At 75.0% G+C, this 18,833-nt stretch carries 18 protein-coding genes; 11 read left to right on the forward strand and 7 right to left on the reverse strand.

Features of this window, described 5'->3' with window-relative positions:
* Positions 1-50: 50 nt before the first annotated feature.
* A complete protein-coding gene (locus tag ACQP1P_RS17020) occupies positions 51-785 on the forward strand; it encodes a GNAT family N-acetyltransferase (RefSeq protein WP_433087641.1) in 735 nt (244 codons plus the stop codon).
* Positions 785-1,009 carry a translation initiation factor IF-1 gene (gene infA / locus ACQP1P_RS17025; RefSeq protein ID WP_433087642.1) on the forward strand — a complete coding sequence of 75 codons (225 nt, stop codon included), beginning with the start codon at positions 785-787 and terminating at the stop codon, positions 1,007-1,009. The genes ACQP1P_RS17020 and infA overlap by 1 nt, the downstream gene beginning before the upstream one ends.
* Here the strand turns inward: infA and ACQP1P_RS17030 are convergent.
* Positions 1,006-1,575, reverse strand: a complete 570-nt coding sequence (locus ACQP1P_RS17030) for an HD domain-containing protein (RefSeq protein ID WP_433087643.1) — start codon at positions 1,573-1,575, stop codon at positions 1,006-1,008. The genes infA and ACQP1P_RS17030 overlap by 4 nt on opposite strands.
* Positions 1,572-3,440: an Hsp70 family protein gene (locus ACQP1P_RS17035; protein ID WP_433087644.1), complete on the reverse strand. Its 1,869-nt coding sequence runs from the start codon at positions 3,438-3,440 to the stop codon at positions 1,572-1,574. Before ACQP1P_RS17035 ends, ACQP1P_RS17030 begins: the two co-directional genes overlap by 4 nt.
* 143 nt (positions 3,441-3,583) lie before the next feature.
* Between ACQP1P_RS17035 and ACQP1P_RS17040 the strand changes: the two genes are divergently transcribed.
* The 3 genes from ACQP1P_RS17040 (at position 3,584) to ACQP1P_RS17050 (ending at position 6,289) form a co-directional block, all read left to right on the forward strand.
* Complete coding sequence (locus ACQP1P_RS17040) at positions 3,584-4,231, forward strand: LuxR C-terminal-related transcriptional regulator (RefSeq protein WP_433087645.1); 648 nt, start codon at positions 3,584-3,586, stop codon at positions 4,229-4,231.
* Positions 4,232-4,298: 67 nt separating this feature from the next.
* Positions 4,299-5,432 (forward strand): DUF418 domain-containing protein, encoded by a 1,134-nt coding sequence (locus tag ACQP1P_RS17045; RefSeq protein WP_433087646.1) that lies wholly within the window; start codon positions 4,299-4,301, stop codon positions 5,430-5,432.
* Positions 5,429-6,289 carry a sensor histidine kinase gene (locus tag ACQP1P_RS17050; RefSeq protein WP_433087647.1) on the forward strand — a complete coding sequence of 287 codons (861 nt, stop codon included), beginning with the start codon at positions 5,429-5,431 and terminating at the stop codon, positions 6,287-6,289. Before ACQP1P_RS17045 ends, ACQP1P_RS17050 begins: the two co-directional genes overlap by 4 nt.
* A gap of 91 nt (positions 6,290-6,380) precedes the next feature.
* Here the strand turns inward: ACQP1P_RS17050 and ACQP1P_RS17055 are convergent, their stop codons facing one another.
* The 3 genes from ACQP1P_RS17055 to ACQP1P_RS17065 all read right to left on the reverse strand — a co-directional run bounded on the left by ACQP1P_RS17055 (position 6,381) and on the right by ACQP1P_RS17065 (position 10,340).
* A complete protein-coding gene (locus tag ACQP1P_RS17055) occupies positions 6,381-7,454 on the reverse strand; it encodes a carboxylate-amine ligase (protein WP_433090030.1) in 1,074 nt (357 codons plus the stop codon).
* A gap of 20 nt (positions 7,455-7,474) precedes the next feature.
* Complete coding sequence (locus tag ACQP1P_RS17060) at positions 7,475-8,989, reverse strand: diguanylate cyclase domain-containing protein (protein WP_433087648.1); 1,515 nt, start codon at positions 8,987-8,989, stop codon at positions 7,475-7,477.
* 112 nt (positions 8,990-9,101) lie between these two features.
* Positions 9,102-10,340 (reverse strand): YncE family protein, encoded by a 1,239-nt coding sequence (locus tag ACQP1P_RS17065; protein ID WP_433087649.1) that lies wholly within the window; start codon positions 10,338-10,340, stop codon positions 9,102-9,104.
* Between the two features lie 144 nt (positions 10,341-10,484).
* Between ACQP1P_RS17065 and ACQP1P_RS17070 the strand changes: the two genes are divergently transcribed.
* The gene (locus tag ACQP1P_RS17070) at positions 10,485-11,609 is read left to right on the forward strand and encodes a PucR family transcriptional regulator (protein ID WP_433087650.1); all 1,125 of its coding nucleotides are present in this window, start codon (positions 10,485-10,487) and stop codon (positions 11,607-11,609) included.
* A gap of 100 nt (positions 11,610-11,709) precedes the next feature.
* Here the strand turns inward: ACQP1P_RS17070 and ACQP1P_RS17075 are convergent, their stop codons facing one another.
* Together ACQP1P_RS17075 and ACQP1P_RS17080 are read right to left on the reverse strand one after the other, a co-directional pair.
* Positions 11,710-11,925 carry a ferredoxin gene (locus tag ACQP1P_RS17075; protein ID WP_433087651.1) on the reverse strand — a complete coding sequence of 72 codons (216 nt, stop codon included), beginning with the start codon at positions 11,923-11,925 and terminating at the stop codon, positions 11,710-11,712.
* A complete protein-coding gene (locus ACQP1P_RS17080) occupies positions 11,925-13,160 on the reverse strand; it encodes a cytochrome P450 (protein WP_433087652.1) in 1,236 nt (411 codons plus the stop codon). Before ACQP1P_RS17080 ends, ACQP1P_RS17075 begins: the two co-directional genes overlap by 1 nt.
* A gap of 220 nt (positions 13,161-13,380) precedes the next feature.
* On the opposite strand from ACQP1P_RS17080, the gene ACQP1P_RS17085 reads away from it, so the two are divergent.
* The 5 genes from ACQP1P_RS17085 to ACQP1P_RS17105 are packed head-to-tail and all read left to right on the forward strand — an operon-like array spanning position 13,381 to position 18,832.
* Positions 13,381-14,370, forward strand: a complete 990-nt coding sequence (locus ACQP1P_RS17085; protein WP_433087653.1) for a D-2-hydroxyacid dehydrogenase — start codon at positions 13,381-13,383, stop codon at positions 14,368-14,370.
* Positions 14,371-14,379: 9 nt separating this feature from the next.
* The gene (locus ACQP1P_RS17090) at positions 14,380-15,285 is read left to right on the forward strand and encodes a dihydrodipicolinate synthase family protein (RefSeq protein WP_433087654.1); all 906 of its coding nucleotides are present in this window, start codon (positions 14,380-14,382) and stop codon (positions 15,283-15,285) included.
* Positions 15,282-16,052, forward strand: a complete 771-nt coding sequence (locus ACQP1P_RS17095) for an SDR family oxidoreductase (RefSeq protein ID WP_433087655.1) — start codon at positions 15,282-15,284, stop codon at positions 16,050-16,052. The genes ACQP1P_RS17090 and ACQP1P_RS17095 overlap by 4 nt, the downstream gene beginning before the upstream one ends.
* Entirely contained in the window at positions 16,049-17,188 is a 1,140-nt protein-coding gene (locus ACQP1P_RS17100) for a pyridoxal phosphate-dependent aminotransferase (RefSeq protein ID WP_433087656.1), read from the forward strand. Before ACQP1P_RS17095 ends, ACQP1P_RS17100 begins: the two co-directional genes overlap by 4 nt.
* Before the next feature lie 15 nt (positions 17,189-17,203).
* Positions 17,204-18,832 (forward strand): ABC transporter substrate-binding protein, encoded by a 1,629-nt coding sequence (locus ACQP1P_RS17105; RefSeq protein WP_433087657.1) that lies wholly within the window; start codon positions 17,204-17,206, stop codon positions 18,830-18,832.
* Position 18,833: the final 1 nt, after the last annotated feature.

Genomic DNA, 18,833 nt, shown 5'->3' on the forward strand with positions numbered 1-18,833 from the left:
TAGGTGCCGCCCGGGAGCGTCCCTGTGGGATCTCCCGAAAGGTGACACCGATGCACACACTCGTCATCACGCGCGTCGCCGAGCGGCAGTGGCATGCCCTCGACGACGACCTCGTGGTCGGCCGCGGCGAAGCCTCGCCCCGCCCGGACGGCCGCCTCTTCCTCAGCGTCGACGCCTGGCACGACGACGTCTTCGCCCGCCTCGCCGCGGCGATGCTGGCCGCCCTGCCGCGGCCGCTGTTCACCGTCGTGGACGAGGCCGACGCCGACCTGCGAACCCGGTGGGTGCGGGCCGGCCTGACCGCCCGCCGCCGCGAATGGGAGTACGTCCTGGCCGCCGGCGGCGACGCTGCGCTACCGCGGCCCGGCTTGACGCTGCTGCCCGTCGGCGCCGCCGAGCTGGACCCGCTGCGCCGCCTGGACCGGGCGATCCGCGCCGAGATCGAGTCCACGACCGGATGGGACCAGATGCCCGCCACGGTACTGTCCCGCCCGCTCGACCCCGCCCACTACGCGGTCGCCGCCGAGTCCGGCGCCTACGTGGGCCTGGCCCGCCTGGCGCTGCTGCCGAGGCACACGAGGATCGGCCTCATCGCGGTCCGGTCCGCTCATCGCCAGCGCGGCATCGCCTCCGCCCTGCTCGCGCAGATCCGGGCGGCCACCCACGCCCGCGGCGTCGCGACGGTCTCCGCGGACGTGCACGAGGCCAACACCGCGGCGGTCGCGCTCTTCGAGGCCGCCGGCGCGCGCCGCACCGGCAGCAACCTCGAGCTGGTGATCCGCTGATGCCCAGGGCAACCGACGGGATCCAGCTCGAGGGCACCGTGCTGGAGTGCCTGCGCGACGCCAAGTTCCGCGTCGAGCTCGCAAACGGCCACGTCGTCCTGGCCCACATCAGCGGCAAGATCCGCAAGAACTACATCAAGATCCTGCCGTTCGACCGCGTACTGGTCGAGCTCAGCCAGTACGACCTGTCGAGGGGCCGGATCCTGTTCCGGTATCGCAACTAGGACATCGCGTGGCCGTACTCGGCGGCGAGCCGGCTCAGGTCCGGCTCGCCGTACTCGGCCACCATCGCCTTGAACGCCGCGGCCTTCTCCTCGCCGAAGCGGGCGACGGCCACCGTGTACGCCGCGGCCGACACGAACCGCGGGGGCGCCGACTTGCTGTGGAACTTGTCGGCGTACATCACCAGCCGCTCCTCGCCCGTCTCCGCCACGTAGTCGCCGACCGGCAGGGGCAGACCCTGCCGGTCGATGTCCTCGCGGGTCAGGCCGACCCCGGTGTGGTGCGAGCAGAACCGGCTCAGGGTCTCGGGGAAGCCGAGCCCGGCCAGCGCCTCGTGGCCGAGCACGCCGTGGCGGATGTACGCCTCGCCCGCGCCGAGCCGGTACACGCCGATGTCGTGCAGCAGGCATCCGGCGCGCACGAGGGCCGGGTCCACGCCGGGGCCGGCGAGCTGCGAGGCGATCCGGGCGACGATCTCGCAGTGGGTGTACACCAGCGTGAAGGCCTGCGGGGACGGCGCGAGGCGTTCGTGCAGCGCGCGGATCTCGGCGTCGTCGGGGATCCTCATGAGGACAGATACTGCCGCACGGCCGAGCGCACCGACGTGCGGTTCGCGCCGAGGGTGCGCAGGTCCGCGACCTTCAGCGCCGCCCCGCCGAGCACGACCCGGTGGCGCCAGTCGGGGTGGGCGGCCAGACCGCTGCCCGGCCGGGGCACGATGAGCAGGTTCGGGCGCCGGAAGAAGCCGCGCGTGCGCACCTCGGCCCGGTCCAGCTCGCCCCACGGCACGTGCACCGGGCGGCCGTGCACCGTGATCGTCAGGCCGTGCTCGTCGACGAGCAGGCGCTGGGGCTCGCCCGGGGCCCGGACCATGCGGGCGATCGAGCTGCCGAGCCAGACCAGGATGTACACCCAGATCAGCAGCGTCGGGACGACCGCCAGATCGTCGTTGCCGGTCGGCTCGAAGACGGCGCCGAAGGCCAGGATGCTGCCGAGGAAGAACGGCAGGGTCCACAGCATGCGGGCGGCCGCCCGCCCGACGATCGCGCCGGTGCTGGTGCGGAACTCGGCCGGCATGCGGCCCCCGGCGGGGAAGAACGGGCGCAGCGGCGCCGGCTGCGGCGGCGCGGGCCGCACGGGCGGGGCCGGGACGGCCTCCTGGGCGATGATCGGGCGCTGGGGCACGATCGGGCCGGTCGCGGCGAACGGCGGCGACACCGGCTGCGGCGAGATCGGTTGGGGTGAGATCGGTTGGGGCGAGATCGGTTGGGGCGAGATCGGCATCGCGGACACGGGCATCGGCGGTGGCGGTGGCGCGACCGGGGACGAGACCGGCGCCGGGGACGGGATGGGGTCGGGGCGCGCCGGGACGTCGGTGACCAGCGCGCCCTCGGCGACCACCAGCTCGGGCTGGTCCAGGACCGTCGGGGTGATGCCCAGCGCGCGGTGCAGCTCGGTGGCGACCAGGGGCATCCGGGTCGAGCCGCCGACCAGGAACAGGCCCGCGACCCGCTCGCGCGGCACCCCGGACGCGGTGAGCGTCGCCGCCGTCACCGCGACCGTCTGCGCGATGAGCGGCCGGGCCCGCTGCTCCAGCTCCCCGCGGGTCACGTGCAGGTCGCGGTCGAGGATCGGCACGAGCAGGCCGGCCGAGGACTCGCGGGAGAGGCGCTCCTTGAGCATCCGGGCGTCCTCGCGCAGGGTGCGGGCGGCGCGGCGGTCCGGGGCGGTCCGCGGGTGGGACAGCCGCGCCCACGCCCCGGGATCGCTCGCCCCGGCGACGGCCCCGATCTCCTGCACGACGAGCTCGTCGAGGTCGACGCCGCCGACGTCGTCGAGGCCGCGGTACGCCAGCGTCTCGAACCCGCTCGCCGAGCGCCGGACCACGGAGGCGTCGAACGTGCCCGCGCCCAGGTCGTACACGAGGACGCTCGCCCCGGGCGGGACCCGGTGGCCGAGCACGGCGGTGAAGTAGAGCCCGGCCGCGACCGGCTCCGGCACCAGCCGCGGCGGCGGGAGCCCGGCCCGGCTCGCGGCCTGCGTCAGCACCGCCCGGCGCGCCGATCCCCACTCGGCCGGATACGTCATGGCGAGGTCGTCGACCGGCCGCCCGGCCACCTGCCGTGCCTCCGCCGCGACCCTGGCGAGCGTGGCGGCGACGGCGGCGACCAGCGGTACCGTCGCGTCACCCAGCAGCAGGTCCGGCTCGTCGACGTGGCGTTTCGGGTTCGGCTCGAACCGGACCGGGTCGAGCTTCGCGCTGTTGATCGCGTCGCGGCCGGTCGCGAGGTGCCCGTCGGCCATGGCGTACACGGCGGAGGGCAGCAGCGGGGAGCCGTCGAACAGCAGCGGCCGCGTCTTGCCGTCGGGCCAGCGCAGGATGGCCACGGTGTTGGACGTGCCGTAGTCGACCGCCAGCGCGAACAGGCTCACCACGGTGACCCTACGCGACGCCGTCCAGCCCGGCCCGCGCCGAGGCCGGGGCCGGCGGCGGGCCGGGGGTCGGCGGCGGGGCGGGGGTCGGCGGCGGGGCGGGGGTCGGCGGCGGGGCCGGTCGGCACGGTACGGTGTTGCGCGTGCGAGTCGTGGTGGCCGAGGACCTGGCCCTGCTGCGCGACGGGCTGATCCGGCTGCTGCAGGCGCACGGCTTCGAGGTCGTGTCCGCCGTCGACAACGGGCCCGACCTGCGGCGGGCCCTCATCGAGCAGCGCCCCGACGTGGCCGTGGTCGACGTGCGGCTCCCGCCGACGCTCACCGACGAGGGCCTGCGCGCCGCCCTCGCCGCCCGCGCCGAGGTGCCCGGGCTGCCGGTGCTCGTGCTGTCGCAGTACGTCGAGCGCCTCTACGCCCGCGAGCTGCTCGCCGACGGCCGGGGCGGCATCGGGTACCTGCTCAAGGACCGCGTCTGCGACGTCGACGAGTTCGTCGCCTCGGTCCGGCGGGTCGCGGCCGGCGGCACCGCGCTGGACCCGACCGTGGTCGCCCGGCTCCTCGACAGCCGCGAGCGCAGCCTGCCGCTGGACCGGCTCACCGCCCGCGAGCGCGAGGTCCTCGCGCACATGGCCCAGGGCCGCTCCAACGCGGCGATCGGCGCCGCGCTGTTCATCACCGAGAAGGCCGTCGCGAAGCACACGAACAACATCTTCGCCAAGCTGGACCTGCAGGCGTCGGAGGACGACAACCGCCGGGTGCTCGCCGTGCTGGCCTACCTGGAACAGGGGTAGTAGCACCCCACCGGCCGGGGTCGCACTGTCCTCGATACCGGCCCGCGCGAGGACGAGGCTCATGGGCATGACACCGACACTCCTCGAAGCCGGGCCTGTCCAGCGGTCCGAACGGGCGCTCGCCCCCGACCTCGCCCGCGGCGCCATGCTGCTGTTCATCGCCCTCGCCAACGCGGCCAACTTCGCCTTCGCCGGGCAGCCCGGCCTCGACCCGCACCCGGGCGGCCCGGCCCGGGTCCTCAACTTCGCCATGGCCACCTTCGTCGACAGCCGCGCGTACCCGGTCTTCGCCGTCATGTTCGGCTACGGCCTCGTGCAGCTGGCCCGGCGCAACGCCGACCGGGTGCTGCTGCGCCGCAACGCGCTGCTGCTGGGCTTCGGGGCCGTGCACGCGACGCTGCTGTACTTCGGCGACTTCCTCGGCGCCTACGGCATCGTCGGCATCGTGGCGACCCTGCTGCTGGTGCGCCGCGGCGACCGCTTCCACCGGGCGATCCTCTGGCTCTGGGGGGTTCAGACCGTGTACGCGCTCGTCTTCTCGGTCATCGCGCTCGCCGGCGCCCACGGCGGGACGGCCGGCATCGCCAACACCCCGAACCCGTCGCTCGCGGCCCCCACCTACCTGCGATCGATGGCCGACCGGCTCGCCGAGTGGCCCGTGCACACCTCCACCGTGCTGCCCTTCATCATCATCGTCTGGCTCGGCATCTGGGCCGCGCGCAAGCGGGTGCTCGAGGACCCGGCGGCCCACCGCACCCTGCTGCGCCGCACCGCGGTCGTCTCGCTGGGCATCTCGACGCTGGGCGCGCTGCCCTACGCGCTCCTGTGCGCCGGCGTGCTGCACGCCGCACCCGGTACCGTCGAGGCCATGGCCCGGATGCACGCGATCACCGGCGAGTACGGCGGCCCCGGCTACGTGGCCCTCTTCGGCCTCGTCGCGCTGCGGCTGGCCGGCCGCGCCCCGCGCGCCCTGGAGCCCGTGGTGGCGCTCGGGCAGCGGTCGCTGAGCGGGTACCTGTTCCAGTCGCTGTGCTGGGTCGCGCTGTTCAGCCCCTTCGCCCTGCACCTCGGGGGAGCCTGGGCCGCCGCCGGGTGCGCGGTCGCCGTGTGGGCGGTGTCGTGCCTGGGCGCGAAGGCTCTCGCCGACCGCGGCCACCGCGGCCCGGCCGAGTCCCTGCTGCGGAAGTTCGCCTACCGATGACCCGGACCGCCGCCTGGAGCCGCCTGGCCGCCGACCTCCGGGTCGCGGCCGGGCGCCGGCCGTTGCGGACCGCCGGGGCGGCCTGTGTCGTGGTGGCGGCCGCGGACCTGGCGGTGTGGGTGCTCACCGGCGGCGGGTACTTCTGGCCGGCCTGGACCATGCTCGGCCTGGCCCTGCTGTTCGGCGCCGTCGCCTGGGTGCACCGGCGGGAGGCGGCGCTGGCCGGCCGGGTGAGCGCCCTGACCCGCTCCCGCCGCGGCGCGGTGGACCGGCAGGCGGCCGAGCTCAAACGGGTCGAGCGCGACCTGCACGACGGCGCCCAGGCCCGGCTCGTCTCCCTGTCGCTGACCCTGGGCCTGGCCGGCAGCCTGGTCCGCCTCGACCCGGACGGCGCCGCCAAGCTCATGGAGGAGGCCCGCGCGACAGCGGTCGCGGCCCTGGACGACCTGCGCGCGGTGATGCACAGCATCCACCCGGCGGTGCTGGCCGACCGCGGGCTGCGCGACGCGACCACGGCCCTGGCCCTGGACCTGGCCGTGCCGGTCACGGTGGCCGGCGACGCCCCGCCGGGGCTGTCCGCGGCGGCGGAGACGGCCGCCTACTTCGCCGTGGCGGAGTGCCTGGCGAACGTGGTGAAGCACAGCGACGCGACGGCCGCGACCGTGACCTTCGCGGCGACCCCGGCGGCCCTGCGCATCACCGTGGAGGACGACGGCCGCGGCGGCGCCGACCTGGCGGCCGGCACGGGCCTGCGCGGCATCGCGGACCGCCTGGACGCGGTGGACGGCACCCTGCGCCTGCACAGCCCGCCGGGCGGCCCGACCACGGCCACGATCACGATTCCACTGGACCGCTGAGCCCGGCCGCCGAGCCCGGCCGCCGGGCGCGGTCGCCGAGCGCGGTCGCCGGGCGCGGCTCAGGCCGGGCGCGGCTCAGGCCGGGCGCGGCTCAGGCCGCGGCCGTCTCGGCGGCGCGGGCGCTCAGGGCCTCGGGGACGGTCGCGGCGCGGCGCAGGCGGGTGGCGCCGTTGCCCTCCTCGTGCAGGCGCGCCAGGCCGGCGTGCACGAGGTCCAGGTCGCCGTGGGCGTCCAGGGCCGGGGTGATCTCGCCCAGCAGATCGCCGACCAGGTCCCACGCGGGGCGCGCGGCGCCGAGGAACAGGTCGGTCAGCGTGTGGCGCAGGCCCGAACGGCAGGCGTTCCAGTGCGCGGCCCGCAGCAGGTGCTCCGCCACGACCGGCAGGGCCGAACCCGCTTCGAGCCCGGCGGCCAGGGTCGCGACCAGGCCGCGGACCAGGGCCGCGAGCAGCACCGCCTCGGCGGCCGTCGGGGCCACGTCGGCGATGCGGACCTCGACCGTCGGGTAGCGCAGCGACGGGCGGGCGTGCCACCAGACCAGCTCGGGCTCGTACATGGAGCCGGACGCGACGAGCTGAGCCACCGCGTCCTCGTAGTCGGCGAAGGACTCCAGCGGCGGGGTCGGGCCCAGGCCCGGCCAGCGTTCGACGGCGATGCCGCGCCAGCTGTCGTGGCCGGTGTCCCCGCCCTCGTGGAACGGGGAGTTCGCGAACATCGCCTGCAGCACCGGCAGCCACGGGCGCAGGGCGGTGCACACGCGCACGGCGAGGTCGCGGTCGGCGACGCCGACGTGCACGTGACAGCCGCACAGGGCCGGGTCGCGGGCGATCGGGCCGTAGTGCCGCGCGATCGCGCGGTAGCGCGGCGAGTGGGCGACGCTGCGGTCCGGCTCGGCGACCGGCGTCGCCGCGACGGCCACGAGCCGCACCCCGGCCCGCTCGGCGGCCCCGGCGGCGGCGCGGCGGTTCGCGGCCAGGTGCTCGTGCAGCTCCGTCAGGGTGGTGCAGACCGGCGTGACCATCTCCAGGGTGCTGAGCCGGAACTCGTGCCGGCTGCGCTCGCGGGCCTGCGGCGCCAGCGCGGCCCGCGCCTCGGCCACGAGCGGCAGGCTGTGCCACGAGTCCGGGTCGAGCAGCAGGAACTCCTCCTCGACCCCGACCGTCATCGACACGCGTCCAACCTAACTCAGGCGGGCACCCGGGCGTCGGGGGCGGCGAGCGCGGCGGTCTTGCGGGCGGTCTTGATGCGGTACATCTGCGCGTCGGCGTCCCGCAGGAGCGCGTCGAGCCCGGCCGGGGTGCCGGTGGCCACGCCCACGCTGGCGCCGACGCGGGCCTCGATGCCGCCGAGCGCGTAGGGCTCGCTGAGCGCCTCGGTCAGGGCCTGCGCCAGGCGCCGGGCCACGTCCGCGTCCGTGTCGGGCAGGACCACCGCGAACTCGTCGCCGCCGAGGCGCACGGCGAGATCGTCGGCGCGCACCCGCGCGGTCAGCCGCCGGGCCGCGGCCACCAGCAGCTCGTCGCCGGTGTGGTGGCCGTGGCGGTCGTTGACCTGCTTGAAGCCGTCGAGGTCGAGCACCAGGATGCTCAGGTTCGCGGCGGGCGGCAGCGCGGCCAGGCGCTCGGCCAGCAGCGCCCGGTTGGCCAGGCCGGTCAGTGCGTCGTGGGTGGCCCGGTGGCGCAGCTCCCCGTGCAGCTGCCGCAGCTCGAGCATGCTGCGGTCGAGGTCGGTGAGCAGGCGGTCGTTGTCGTGGAAGGCGACGAGCTGCCGGGTCAGCACCAGGCCGGTGATGACCAGCACCCCGGCGGCCACGCCCCACAGCCGTGGGTCGGCGCCCCGGCCGGCCAGCGCGAACACGAGCAGCAGCTCGGTCACGCCGACGGCGGCGTAGGGCATGAGGCTGAACCGCCGGCGGCGCACCCGGGCGTCCTCGCGCGGGTGGCGGGTCTGCACCTCCTGCATGCGCACGCTCGCCACCGTCAGGATGCACGACAGCAGCGACGCGACGGCCTCCACGCGCGGGTCCGGGCCGCCGGTGACGATGATGCCCGCGGCCGAGCCCAGCGCGGACCCGGCCACGCCGGCGCACCCGGCCACGCCGGCGAGCCGGGTGAACGGCGCCGTGCCGCTCAGGATGAGCTTGAGCACGCCGAGCACGATGACGAGCATCACGACCGAGGAGGCCGCCGAGGCGAGCCGGTCGGCCAGGCGCGGGTTGCCGAGCTGGGCGCCGATGGAGAAGTACCACAGCAGCACCGCGACCCCGGCGAGCACGGTGGCCGCGTCCAGCCACAGGCGCAGCCGCAGCCGCCCGGTGTCCCCGAGCGGGTGGCGCAGCATCAGCACCATCATCTCGGACATCGCCAGCACCACGCACAACGACTGCACGATGCTGGTCGGGGTGCCGGGGCCGCCGGCGATGACGAGGACGGTCTGCAGCCCGTCGCCCAGCGCGCACAGCAGCCCCGCGACGGCGAGCCCGAGCCAGAACCGGCGGGCCGGGCGGTCGCCGGCGGTGAGCCGGGCGAGGCGCCCCGAGCAGACCAGGATGCCGACGTCGAGGCCGGTCTGGATGCCCCAGGACAGCGCGGACCCGCCCGGCCCGGCGAGGAACCAGATCGGCACCGCGAGCGCGAGGGCGGCCATGCCGAGCAGCACGGGGTCACGCGTGAGCCCGCCGGTCGACGACCGCGACGCCATGACACCTCCCCGGATCCGCTCTTCAGGGAAGCGTTCGGCCGCCGCGGGGAACACCTGAGCGGGCCGGGCGGATGCAACCGCCCGGCAACCACAGTGCTCGGCGGCGGCCCGGTCAGCTCGCGGCGATGTGACCGATCCGCACGCGCTGGGGGTGGTCGCCGACGGGGATGCTGACGACCTTCAGCCCGGTGGCGAAGCTGATCGCGGTCACCTGGTCGGCGCCGGACTCGGAGATGACGCAGTCGCGGCCGTCGCCGCTGACCGTCGCCCAGTAGGGCTTGCTCGCCGGGACCAGCGCGCCCTCCCGCAGCGTGGCCCGGTCCACCACGGTCGCGTAGTCGTCCATGGTGCCCGCCACGCACAGGTGGGCGCCGTCCGGGCTCATCGACAGGCCGTGGTGGCGGGAGTCGTTGACCCAGGTGGTCCGGTCCGGGCTGGTCGCCGGGTTCCTGGGCAGCTCCCGGATGCGGGTGATCCGGTCGGAGGCGACGTCGTACTCCACGAAGCCGTTGAAGAAGGACAGCTGGAAGTACAGCGTCCGCTCGTCCGGGGTGAACACGGCCGGGCGGACGGCGTCGGACAGGTCGCTGCGGCCGAACGCGTCCAGCCGCTGCCGCATGTCGATGGTCCGGACCACCTGGAACGTGCGCGTGTCGGCGATCGTGATGTGCCGGTCGCCCTTGGTCCAGTCCAGCCACGGGTCGTCCAGGTCGGTGTTGACCTCACCGATGGACATGTTCCACAGGTAGCGGCCGCCGTCGGTGTAGATGTTCTCGTGCGGCTTGTCGCCGGCGGTGAACGAGCCGAGCTGCCGGCCGGTGGTGATGTCGAGCACGTGCACGGTGTTCGACGTGGAGGCGGAGACGGCGACCTGGGTGCCGTCGGGGGAGACGGCCATGTGGTCGGCCCGGAAGCCCGAGACCGGGAAGCGCCAGCGCAGCGCGCCCGTGCGCAGGTCGATGGCGACGACGTCGGCGAAGCTGGGCCGGGACACGACCAGGGCGCTGCCGTCCGGCGTCGTGTACATGTCGTCGACGAGCTGGTCGTGGCCCTCGCCCGGCCCCTGCTGGACGCCGAGGTAGAAGGCGAGGCGGACCGGGTTGAGGTAGATCTCCCAGAGCCGCCGGTCGCGGTCGGGCACGACGTTGATCCGCCGGAGCTTCTCGTAGGTGCCGCTGGAGCGGATCACGTCGACCGTGCCGTCCCAGTTGTTGCCGACGAACATCACCTCCTGCAGGGCGGGCGCCGCGGCGGCGGGCGCGGACGCGGACGCGAGGGGCACGAGCGCGCTCGCGAGCAGGGCGAGACCGGCGAGCACGGCGCGACGGCGGGGAACGGGACTGGCGGACACGCGGCCTCCCTGGGCTTTGTCGTTACTCTGCGGTAACGTCCAGGAAATCGCCGATCGGTGGTGGTCGATAGGTCCCGGCGCACAACGCCGCGCCCGGCGATTGTGCCGAACCCACAAACCCGAACCCACAACAGCGAGGCCGATGTGTCCACCCCGCTCGCGCCGCTGCTGGCCGCCCTGGCCGGCGACGAGGGGCTGGTCGACGAGCTCGTCGCCGCCGCCCGGTCCGCCTCGCCCGACGTGGCGCGGCTGCCCGCGCACGAGAGCCGGCGGCACGTGGCCGTGCTCCTCGCGGCCGGCCTGGCCGCGTTCCAGGGCGGGGAGCCGGACTTCGGGGAGGCCGCGCGGCTCGGGGCCGACCGGGCCGCGCAGGGCGTGCCGTGTGCCGGGGTGTTGTGTGCGGTACGCGCGGCCCGGACCCGCGTCCTGGAGGTCGCCGTCGTGCGCGGGCGGGCCGCGGGAATCCCGGACGAGGTGCTGCTGAGCGCGGCGCTGGACTTCGACCGGTACGTCGGCGCGCTCGAAGGCCACGTCGTCGAGGGCTATCGCGAGGCCGAGCGGGCCCGGGCCCGGGGCCGGCGCGACCGGCGCGACGCGGTGCTGCGGGCGCTGCTGCTCGGCGGTCGGGCGGACGACGCGCCGGCGGTGGGGCTGCGCGCCGGCGCGCGGTACCGCTGCGTCGTGCTGAACGTGACCGACCCGGCCCGGGCGGAGGCGCTGCAGCCGCGGCTCGCCGCGTGCGGCGGGGTCTTCGGCACCGTCGAGGGCCGCCTCGCCGGGCTGACCCCGCGTGCCCCGGCGGACGCCGGCCCGGACGTCACGGCCGTCGTCGGGCCGCCGCTGCCGCTGCGGCGGGCGGCCGAGGGCTACCGGCTGTGCCTCGCCGCGCTGACGGGAGCCGTGCGCTTCGCCCGCACCGGCGTGCTCGCGGTGGTCGACCTCGCCGCGGAGACGGCCCTGGCCGCCCAGCCGGAGCTCGGCGCGGTGCTCGGTGGGGCGCTGCTCGCGCGGCTCGACCCGGCCGACGCGTTCCACCGCGAGCTGGTCGGCACCGCCCTGGCCTATCTCGACCACGGCCGCCGCCTCGACCGCACGGCCGCGGCGCTGCACGTGCACCCGAACACGGTGCGGTACCGGCTGCGCGCCCTGCACGAGCGCACCGGCCTGCCCGTCGACGACGACGGCGCCCCGGTGCTCACGACGCTGCGCTGCTGGTGGGCGTTCGAGACCTGGCAGCGCGGCCGGTGCGGCCCGCCGGCGGCGCCGTGACGCAGCCGAGGGCGACCAGGCCCGCGGCCGCGCTGACGGCCGGCTCGGACGCAGAGGCCGTCGCGTGCCCGCCGGTGCTGAGCGCCGGCACCACCCCGCGTCAGCCCGGGGCCGCCCCGCGGTTCGTGTGGATCTCGATGACGGCGGCCGGGCACCGGGTCGCCGCCTCGTACGCCGCCTCCTGCAGCCCCGCCCGCGGGTACTCGGCGAGCAGGATCACCACCCCGTCGTCGTCGCCCTGGTCGAACAGCTCCGGGGCGACGAGCGCGCACACGCCCGAGCCGATGCACTTGTCCCGGTGGACCTCGACCCACATCAGCCGGCGTCCTCGTCCGTGCCGGGGAACGCCGGCAGCACCTCGTCCCAGAGCACCGGCACCGCGACCGGCCCGCCCACCGCGGTCCGCGTCTTGAAGCGGATGTCCCCGATCGGCACGGCCAGCCGCAGCGACGGGATCCGCCGGGGCAGCGTCGCCAGCACGGCGGTCAGCTCGAGCCGGGCCAGTTGCTGCCCGACGCACTGGTGCGGCCCGTGCCCGAAGCCGACGTGCGGGCCGGGGCTGCGGCCGATGTCGAACCGGTCGGCGTCGGGGTGCAGCGCGGTGTCGCGGTTGGCGGACTGGATCGCCAGCACGACGAGGTCGCCCGCCCGCATCGGCCGGCCGCCGATCACGCAGTCCTCGAGGACCTCGCGCATGAGGCCGGTGCCGACGCCGAGGTACCGCACCAGCTCCTCGGCCCCGCCGGCCGCGAGCCCGGGCCGCTCCCGCAGCCGGGCCAGCTCCGCGGGGTGCTCCAGCAGCGCCAGCATCCCGTGGGCGATGACGCTCGCGGTGGTGTCGTAGCCGGCCATCAGCAGGCCCGCGGCCATCGACACGAGCTCGGTGTCGGTGAACGGCCGGTCGGTCTGGTCGCTGCGCACGATCATGCGGCTGAGCACGTCGTCGCCCGGGTTCGCGCGGCGGGCGAGGACCGTGCCGAAGAGGTACTCCAGCAGCGGCCGCATCGCCGCCGCGTAGTCCTCGGCGCTGGAGCCGCCCGAGAACAGCGCGTCGGCCGCCTGCTGGAACAGCACCCGGTCGGACTCCGGCACGCTGAGCAGCTCCGCGATGACGGCGGTGGTCACCGGCTTGGCGAAGGACGCGTAGAGGTCCACCGGCGGGGCGGTGCCGGCCAGGGTGTCGAGGCGCTCGTCGACGATGCGCCGCACGAGCGGGCGCAGCCGCGCGATCCGCTTCATGTTCGACACCTCGGGCGCCATGTGCCGGCGGAAGCGCAGGTGCTCCGGGCCGTCCATGCGGGCGAAGTCGCCCTCGCCGGGCGGCTCGCTGTTGTAGCCGGCGAGGATGTGCGCGGCCGTGCCCGGGCGGGTGCTGAAGCGCCGCGGGTCGCTCAGCACCTCCCGCACGTCGGCGTAGCGCGTCACGAGCCATGCGTCGATCCCCGTCGGGCAGGCCACGCGGATGGCCGGGCCGGCCTCGCGGAGCTCGGCGTACTCGGGCGGCGGGTCGAACGGGCAGCCCCGCTCGGCGGGCAGCGGAAGCTCACGCACAGCAGTCATGGGTACCCCCGATCGCGACAGTGCGTTCATCTTGGTCGATGGATGGCCGACACGCCAGGACCAATCCCCAACATGTCCGCTCCAAGTGCTCAACCCGGCTTATGCCGCTATTTCGTGCCATAGGCCCCCGGCCAAGGTGGATCATGTAAAGAGCTGGTAACAGGTGAAAGTCGGTTGTCGACAATCAGCCGTCGACCGTTAAGGTTCTCGCATGCCCCAGACCGCGGTGCTGATCGCCACTTACCTGGAGCCCGAGCACGTCGGCCGCATCGCGGCGGCGGCCCCGGGCGTCGAGGTCCTGTACGAGCCGGAGCTGCTGCCGATCCCGCGGTACCGCTGCGACCACACCGGCACCCCGCGCACCCTGAGCGCGGCCGGGAACGCCCGCTGGGAGCAGTTGCTGGCGGGAGCCGACATCGCCTTCGACTTCGACTGGCAGGACCCGGCCCGGCTGCCGCAGCGCGCGCCCAGGCTGCGCTGGGTGCAGGCCACCAGCGCCGGCATCGGCGGCTTCGTGCAGCGCACCGGCCTGGAGCGGACCGGCATCACGTTCACGACCGCGGCCGGCATCCACGCCGTGCCGCTGGCCGAGTTCGCGGTCACCGGCGCGCTGTACTTCGTCAAGGGCGTCCCCGAGCTGCGCCGCCGCCAGGCCGCCCACCGCTGGGAGCGCTACACCACCGCCCAGCTCGCCGGCCGCACGGTCACCGTCGTCGGCCTCGGCGGCATGGGGCGGCAGGTGGCCCGCTCCTTCGAGGCGCTCGGCTGCACCGTCGTCGGCCTCGGCCGCGACCGCATCGCCGAGCTGGACGAGGTGCTGCCGGCCACCGACGTGCTCGTGCTGTGCTGCCCGCTCACCCCGCAGACCGAGGGGCTGATCGGCGCCGCGCAGCTCGGGCGGCTGCCCGAGGGCGCGATCCTCGTGAACATCTCGCGCGGCCCGGTCGTCGACGAGCCCGCGCTGATCGAGGCCCTGGCGGGCGACCGGCTCGCCGGCGCCGCGCTGGACGTGTTCGCGACCGAGCCGCTGCCGGCCGACTCGCCGCTGTGGGGCCTGGACAACGTGCTCGTCTCGCCGCACTCCGCGTCCACGGTCGCCACCGAGAACGCGGCCATCACCGACCTGTTCTGCGACAACCTGCGCCGTTACCTGGCCGGGGAGCCGCTGCGCAACCTCTACCACCGCGACCGCGGCTACTGAAGGAGCGGCATGCTCAGGGGAACCTGGTACATCAGCCCGACCCCGTTCACCGAGGCGGGCGGCGTCGACACCGACAGCCTCGGGCGCATCGTCGCCGCCGCGGCGAGCTGGGGCGTCGACGGCATCACGATCCTCGGCGTGATGGGCGAGGCGGCCGACCTCACCGCCGCCGAGCGCGAGACCGTGCTGAGCACCGTGGCCGCCGCGGCCCGGGACACGGTGCCGTTCGCCGTCGGCTGCTCGGCGCCGTCCGCGGCCGTCGTCGCGGGCAACGCGCGCCGCGCGGTCGAGGCCGGCGCGGCCGCGGTGATGATCTCCGCTCCGCCGCTGCTCAAGGACACCGACCAGATCGCCGCCTTCTACCGGGCCGCCACCGCCGACCTGGGCGTGCCGGTGATCGTGCAGGACGAGCCGGCCGCGACCGGCGTGACGCTGCCCGTCTCCGCGCTGCTGGCCGCCCTGGACGCGAGCGGCAGCACCGTGGTGAAGCTCGAGGACCCGCCGACCCCGCCGAAGATCGGCCGGCTCCTCGCGCAGCGGCCCGGGCTCACCGTGTTCGGCGGGCTCGGGGGCGTCAGCGCCTACTCCGAGCTGCGCCGCGGCGCCGCCGGCACGATGACCGGATTCGCGTACCCCGAGATCCTGCGCGCCATCCGGCTCGCCTTCGAGGCCGGGGACACCGCGGCCGCGGCCCGGATCAACGACCGGTTCCTGCCGTACCTCGTCTTCGAGGGCCAGGTCCGCGTCGGCCTCGCCATCCGCAAGGAGGTGCTGCGCCGCCGGGGCGTCCTGGCCACCGCCCGCACCCGCGCGCTGAACCCGCTGCCGGACGAGGCCACCCTGGCCGAGCTCGACGACGTGCTCGCCCGCGTCGGCCTGACGCCCTCGATCGACCCGTTCGCGGTGACCGCGTGACGGCCGTCGTCGGCGGGGCCGGCTCCGGCCTCGGCGCGGCCATCGCCCACGAGCTCGCCCGGCGCGGCCACGACCTGCTGCTGTGGTCCCGCGGCCGGGAGCGCCTCGACCTCGTCGCCGCCGAGCTGCGCGCCCGGCACGGCGTCGCCGCGCACACGATCGGCGCCGACGCCGGCGACCCGGCCGCCGCGCGGACGGTCGCCGAGGCCGCCCTCGACCGGCTCGGCCACGTCGACGTGCTCGTGCTCAACGCCGGCGGCCCGCCGCCCGCGCCCGCCGACGCCACCGACGCCGACGGCTGGCGGGCCGCGCTGCAGCTGCTCACCGTGACGCCGATCGACCTCGCCACCCGGCTGCTGCCCGGCATGCGCGAGCGCGGGCACGGGCGCATCGTCGCCGTGCTCTCCTCGGGGGTACGCGAGCCGCTGCCCGACCTGTCCTACTCCAACGGCGGCCGGGCCGCGCTGGCGGCCTGGCTCAAGACCGTCGGGCGGCTCGTGGCCGGCGACGGCGTCACCGTCAACGGGGTCGTCCCCGGCCGCATCGACACCGAGCGGGTCGCGGCCCTCGACGCGGCCCGGGCGAAGCGCACCGGCACCGACGCCGCCGCCGTGCGGGCGGCCGCGATGGCCGACATCCCCGCCGGGCGCTACGGGCGGCCGGAGGAGTTCGCGGCCGTCGTGGGCTTCCTGTCGTCCCCGGAGGCGTCGTACGTCACCGCGAGCCTGCTGTCCTGCGACGGCGGGCTGATGCGGAGCCTGACGTGATCGCGGCCGAGGTCGCGGGCACCGCGGCGTCGGGCATCCGGGCCATCGCGAACGCCGCCTGGGCCATCCCCGGCGCCATCCGCCTCGAGCTCGGCGAGCCCGACTTCGCCACCCCGGCGCACATCGTCGAGGCCGCGCACGCCGCCGCGCTCGCCGGGCACACCCGCTACGGCCCGAGCGCGGGGCTGCCCGTGCTGCGCGAGGCGGTCGTGGCCAAGCTCGCCCGGGACAACGCCCTCGACGGCGTGACCCCGGACCGGGTCGTGGTCGGCGCGGGCGGCGTGGGCGCGCTCTTCGCCGCCTACCGCACCCTGCTCGGCGCCGGCGACGAGATCCTGGTGCCGGACCCGGGCTGGACCAACTTCTCGACCCTGGCCACCATGCTCGGCGCGGTCCCGCGCGGCTACCGGCTCGACCCGGCGGCCGGGCACACCCCCGACTACGAGCACCTCGACGCCCTGTGCGGGCCGCGCACCCGCGCGATCCTCGTCAACTCCCCGTCCAACCCGGTCGGCTACCAGTGGGACGCCGACCAGCTGGCGGCGGTGGGGGCGTGGGCCGCGCGGCGCGGGCTGGTCGTCGTCTCCGACGAGTGCTACGACCAGCTGTGGCTCGACCGGCCGGCGGTCACCTTCGCCGCGGCCGCGCCCGAGGTGCCCTCCGTCACCGTGTACTCGCTGTCGAAGAGCTACGCGATGACCGGGTGGCGGGTCGGGTACGCGGTCACCACCCCCGAGCTCGCGGCCGGCCTGGCCCGGGTGCAGGAGGCGACCGCGTCCTGCGTCAACACCGTGGCCCAGCACGCGGCGGTGGCCGCCCTGACCGGCGACCAGACGCCGGTGGCGGCCATGCGCGACGCCTACCGCGACCGCCGCGACACCGCGCTGCGCACCGCACAGGACCTCGGGCTGTCCGCCACCCGCCCGGCGGGCGCCTTCTACCTGTGGCTGCGGACCGACGTATCCCCAGTGGACCTCCTGCACCGGACCGGCACCGCGGTAGCGCCCGGCACCGCGTTCGGGGCGCGGGGAGCCGGCCATGTCCGGCTCTCCCTCGCGGCGGCCCAGGACGACATCGTCCGGGGCTTGACGAACATCGCGGCACCCTCATCCCCCCAGAAATCCCCCGAGAAGTAGACGAAGGAGGCTCGGATGCCTTCCACACGGAGAATCGTCCTGGCGGCGCTCACGGCCGGCGCGGTCGCGCTCACCGCGGCCTGCGGCGGCGGCGACGCCGGCACGAGCGCCACCCCCGGCGCCGGCGGCAGCGAGCAGGCCCGCTACGGCGGCACCATGACCGTGGCCTACCAGAGCGACCCCAAGACCTTCGACCCGGCGGTGTGCTACGACGCCACCTGCTGGAACAACATGCGCATGCTGTACGACCGGCTCTACGACTACGTCGGCGACACCATGAACATCGAGCCGCAGGCCGCGACCGCGCTGCCCGAGGTGAGCGCGGACGGGCTGACGTACAGCATCAAGATCCGCCCCGGCATGACCTTCAGCGACGGCAAGCCGGTCACGGCCAAGGACTTCGCGTACTCCTTCACCCGGATCCTCGACCCGGCCACCAAGTCGCCGGTGCAGAGCTTCTGGACCGGGGTCGCCGGCGCCGCCGACTACGCGAAGAACCCGAGCGGCACGTTCGCGGGCATCACCGCGACCGACGACACCACGCTGCAGATCAAGCTCACCGCGCCGAACAGCTCGTTCAAGTACGTCCTGGCGATGCCGCACGCGTCGGTCATCGAGTCGGGCAGCGCGGCCAAGCCGGTCGGCTCCGGCCCGTTCGTGCTGGACCACTTCACGCCCGGCCAGGAGATCGTGGTCAACCGCAACCCGAAGTACTGGAACGCGCCCAAGCCCTACGTCGACAAGGTCGTGGAGAAGCTCGGCGTCGACCCGCACGTGCAGCTGCTGTCGCTGCAGAAGGGCTCCATCGACCTGATGGGCGACCCGATCCCGGCCGCGGACTACCTGAGCGTCTCCAACGACGCGGCGCTCAAGCCGCAGATCAAGACGATCGTGAAGCCCTCGACGTACTACGTCACCATGAACACGCAGATGGCGCCGTTCGACAACCCGAAGGTGCGCGAGGCGGTCTCCTACGCCTTCGACAGGACCTTCCTGCTCAAGCTCGTCGCCGGCCAGGGCACCGTGGCCAACGAGTACCTGCCGCCGGGCATCACCGGCTACACCAAGGACAAGCTCGTCCACGACCAGGACATCGCCAAGGCCAAGCAGCTGCTGGCCGAGGCCGGCTTCCCCAACGGCTTCTCGACCACGATGTACTCCTGGAACACCTCGCCCTGGACCGCGCTGCTGCCCCAGCTGCAGCAGGACCTCGGCAAGATCGGCATCACGGTCGACGCCAAGCCGATCCAGCAGAGCGCCTTCTTCGACCTCGCCGGCACGCCGGGCAAGGCGCCGATGACGCTCACCTTCTGGGTCGCCGACTACCCCGACGCCAGCGACTTCTACCAGGCGCTGCTGTCCTGCGCGGCGGCGATCCCGAACGGGCAGAACTACTCCTTCTACTGCAACAAGAAGGTCGACGACCTGGTCAACCAGGCGCTCGCGGCCAAGGACAACGACTCGGCCAACGCCACCTACGTCGAGGCCACCAAGGCGATGCTCGCCGACAACCCGGTCGTGCCGCTCTACTACGGCTCCAAGACCGAGGTCTTCGGCAAGACCGTGGGCGGCTACCACTCGCAGCCGATCTGGGGCTGGGACATGACCAACTACTGGAAGACGACGGGCACGGCCAGCCGCTGAC

This window comes from Dactylosporangium sp. CA-052675 (genome assembly GCF_050947935.1).
Taxonomy (GTDB): Bacteria; Actinomycetota; Actinomycetes; order Mycobacteriales; family Micromonosporaceae; genus Dactylosporangium.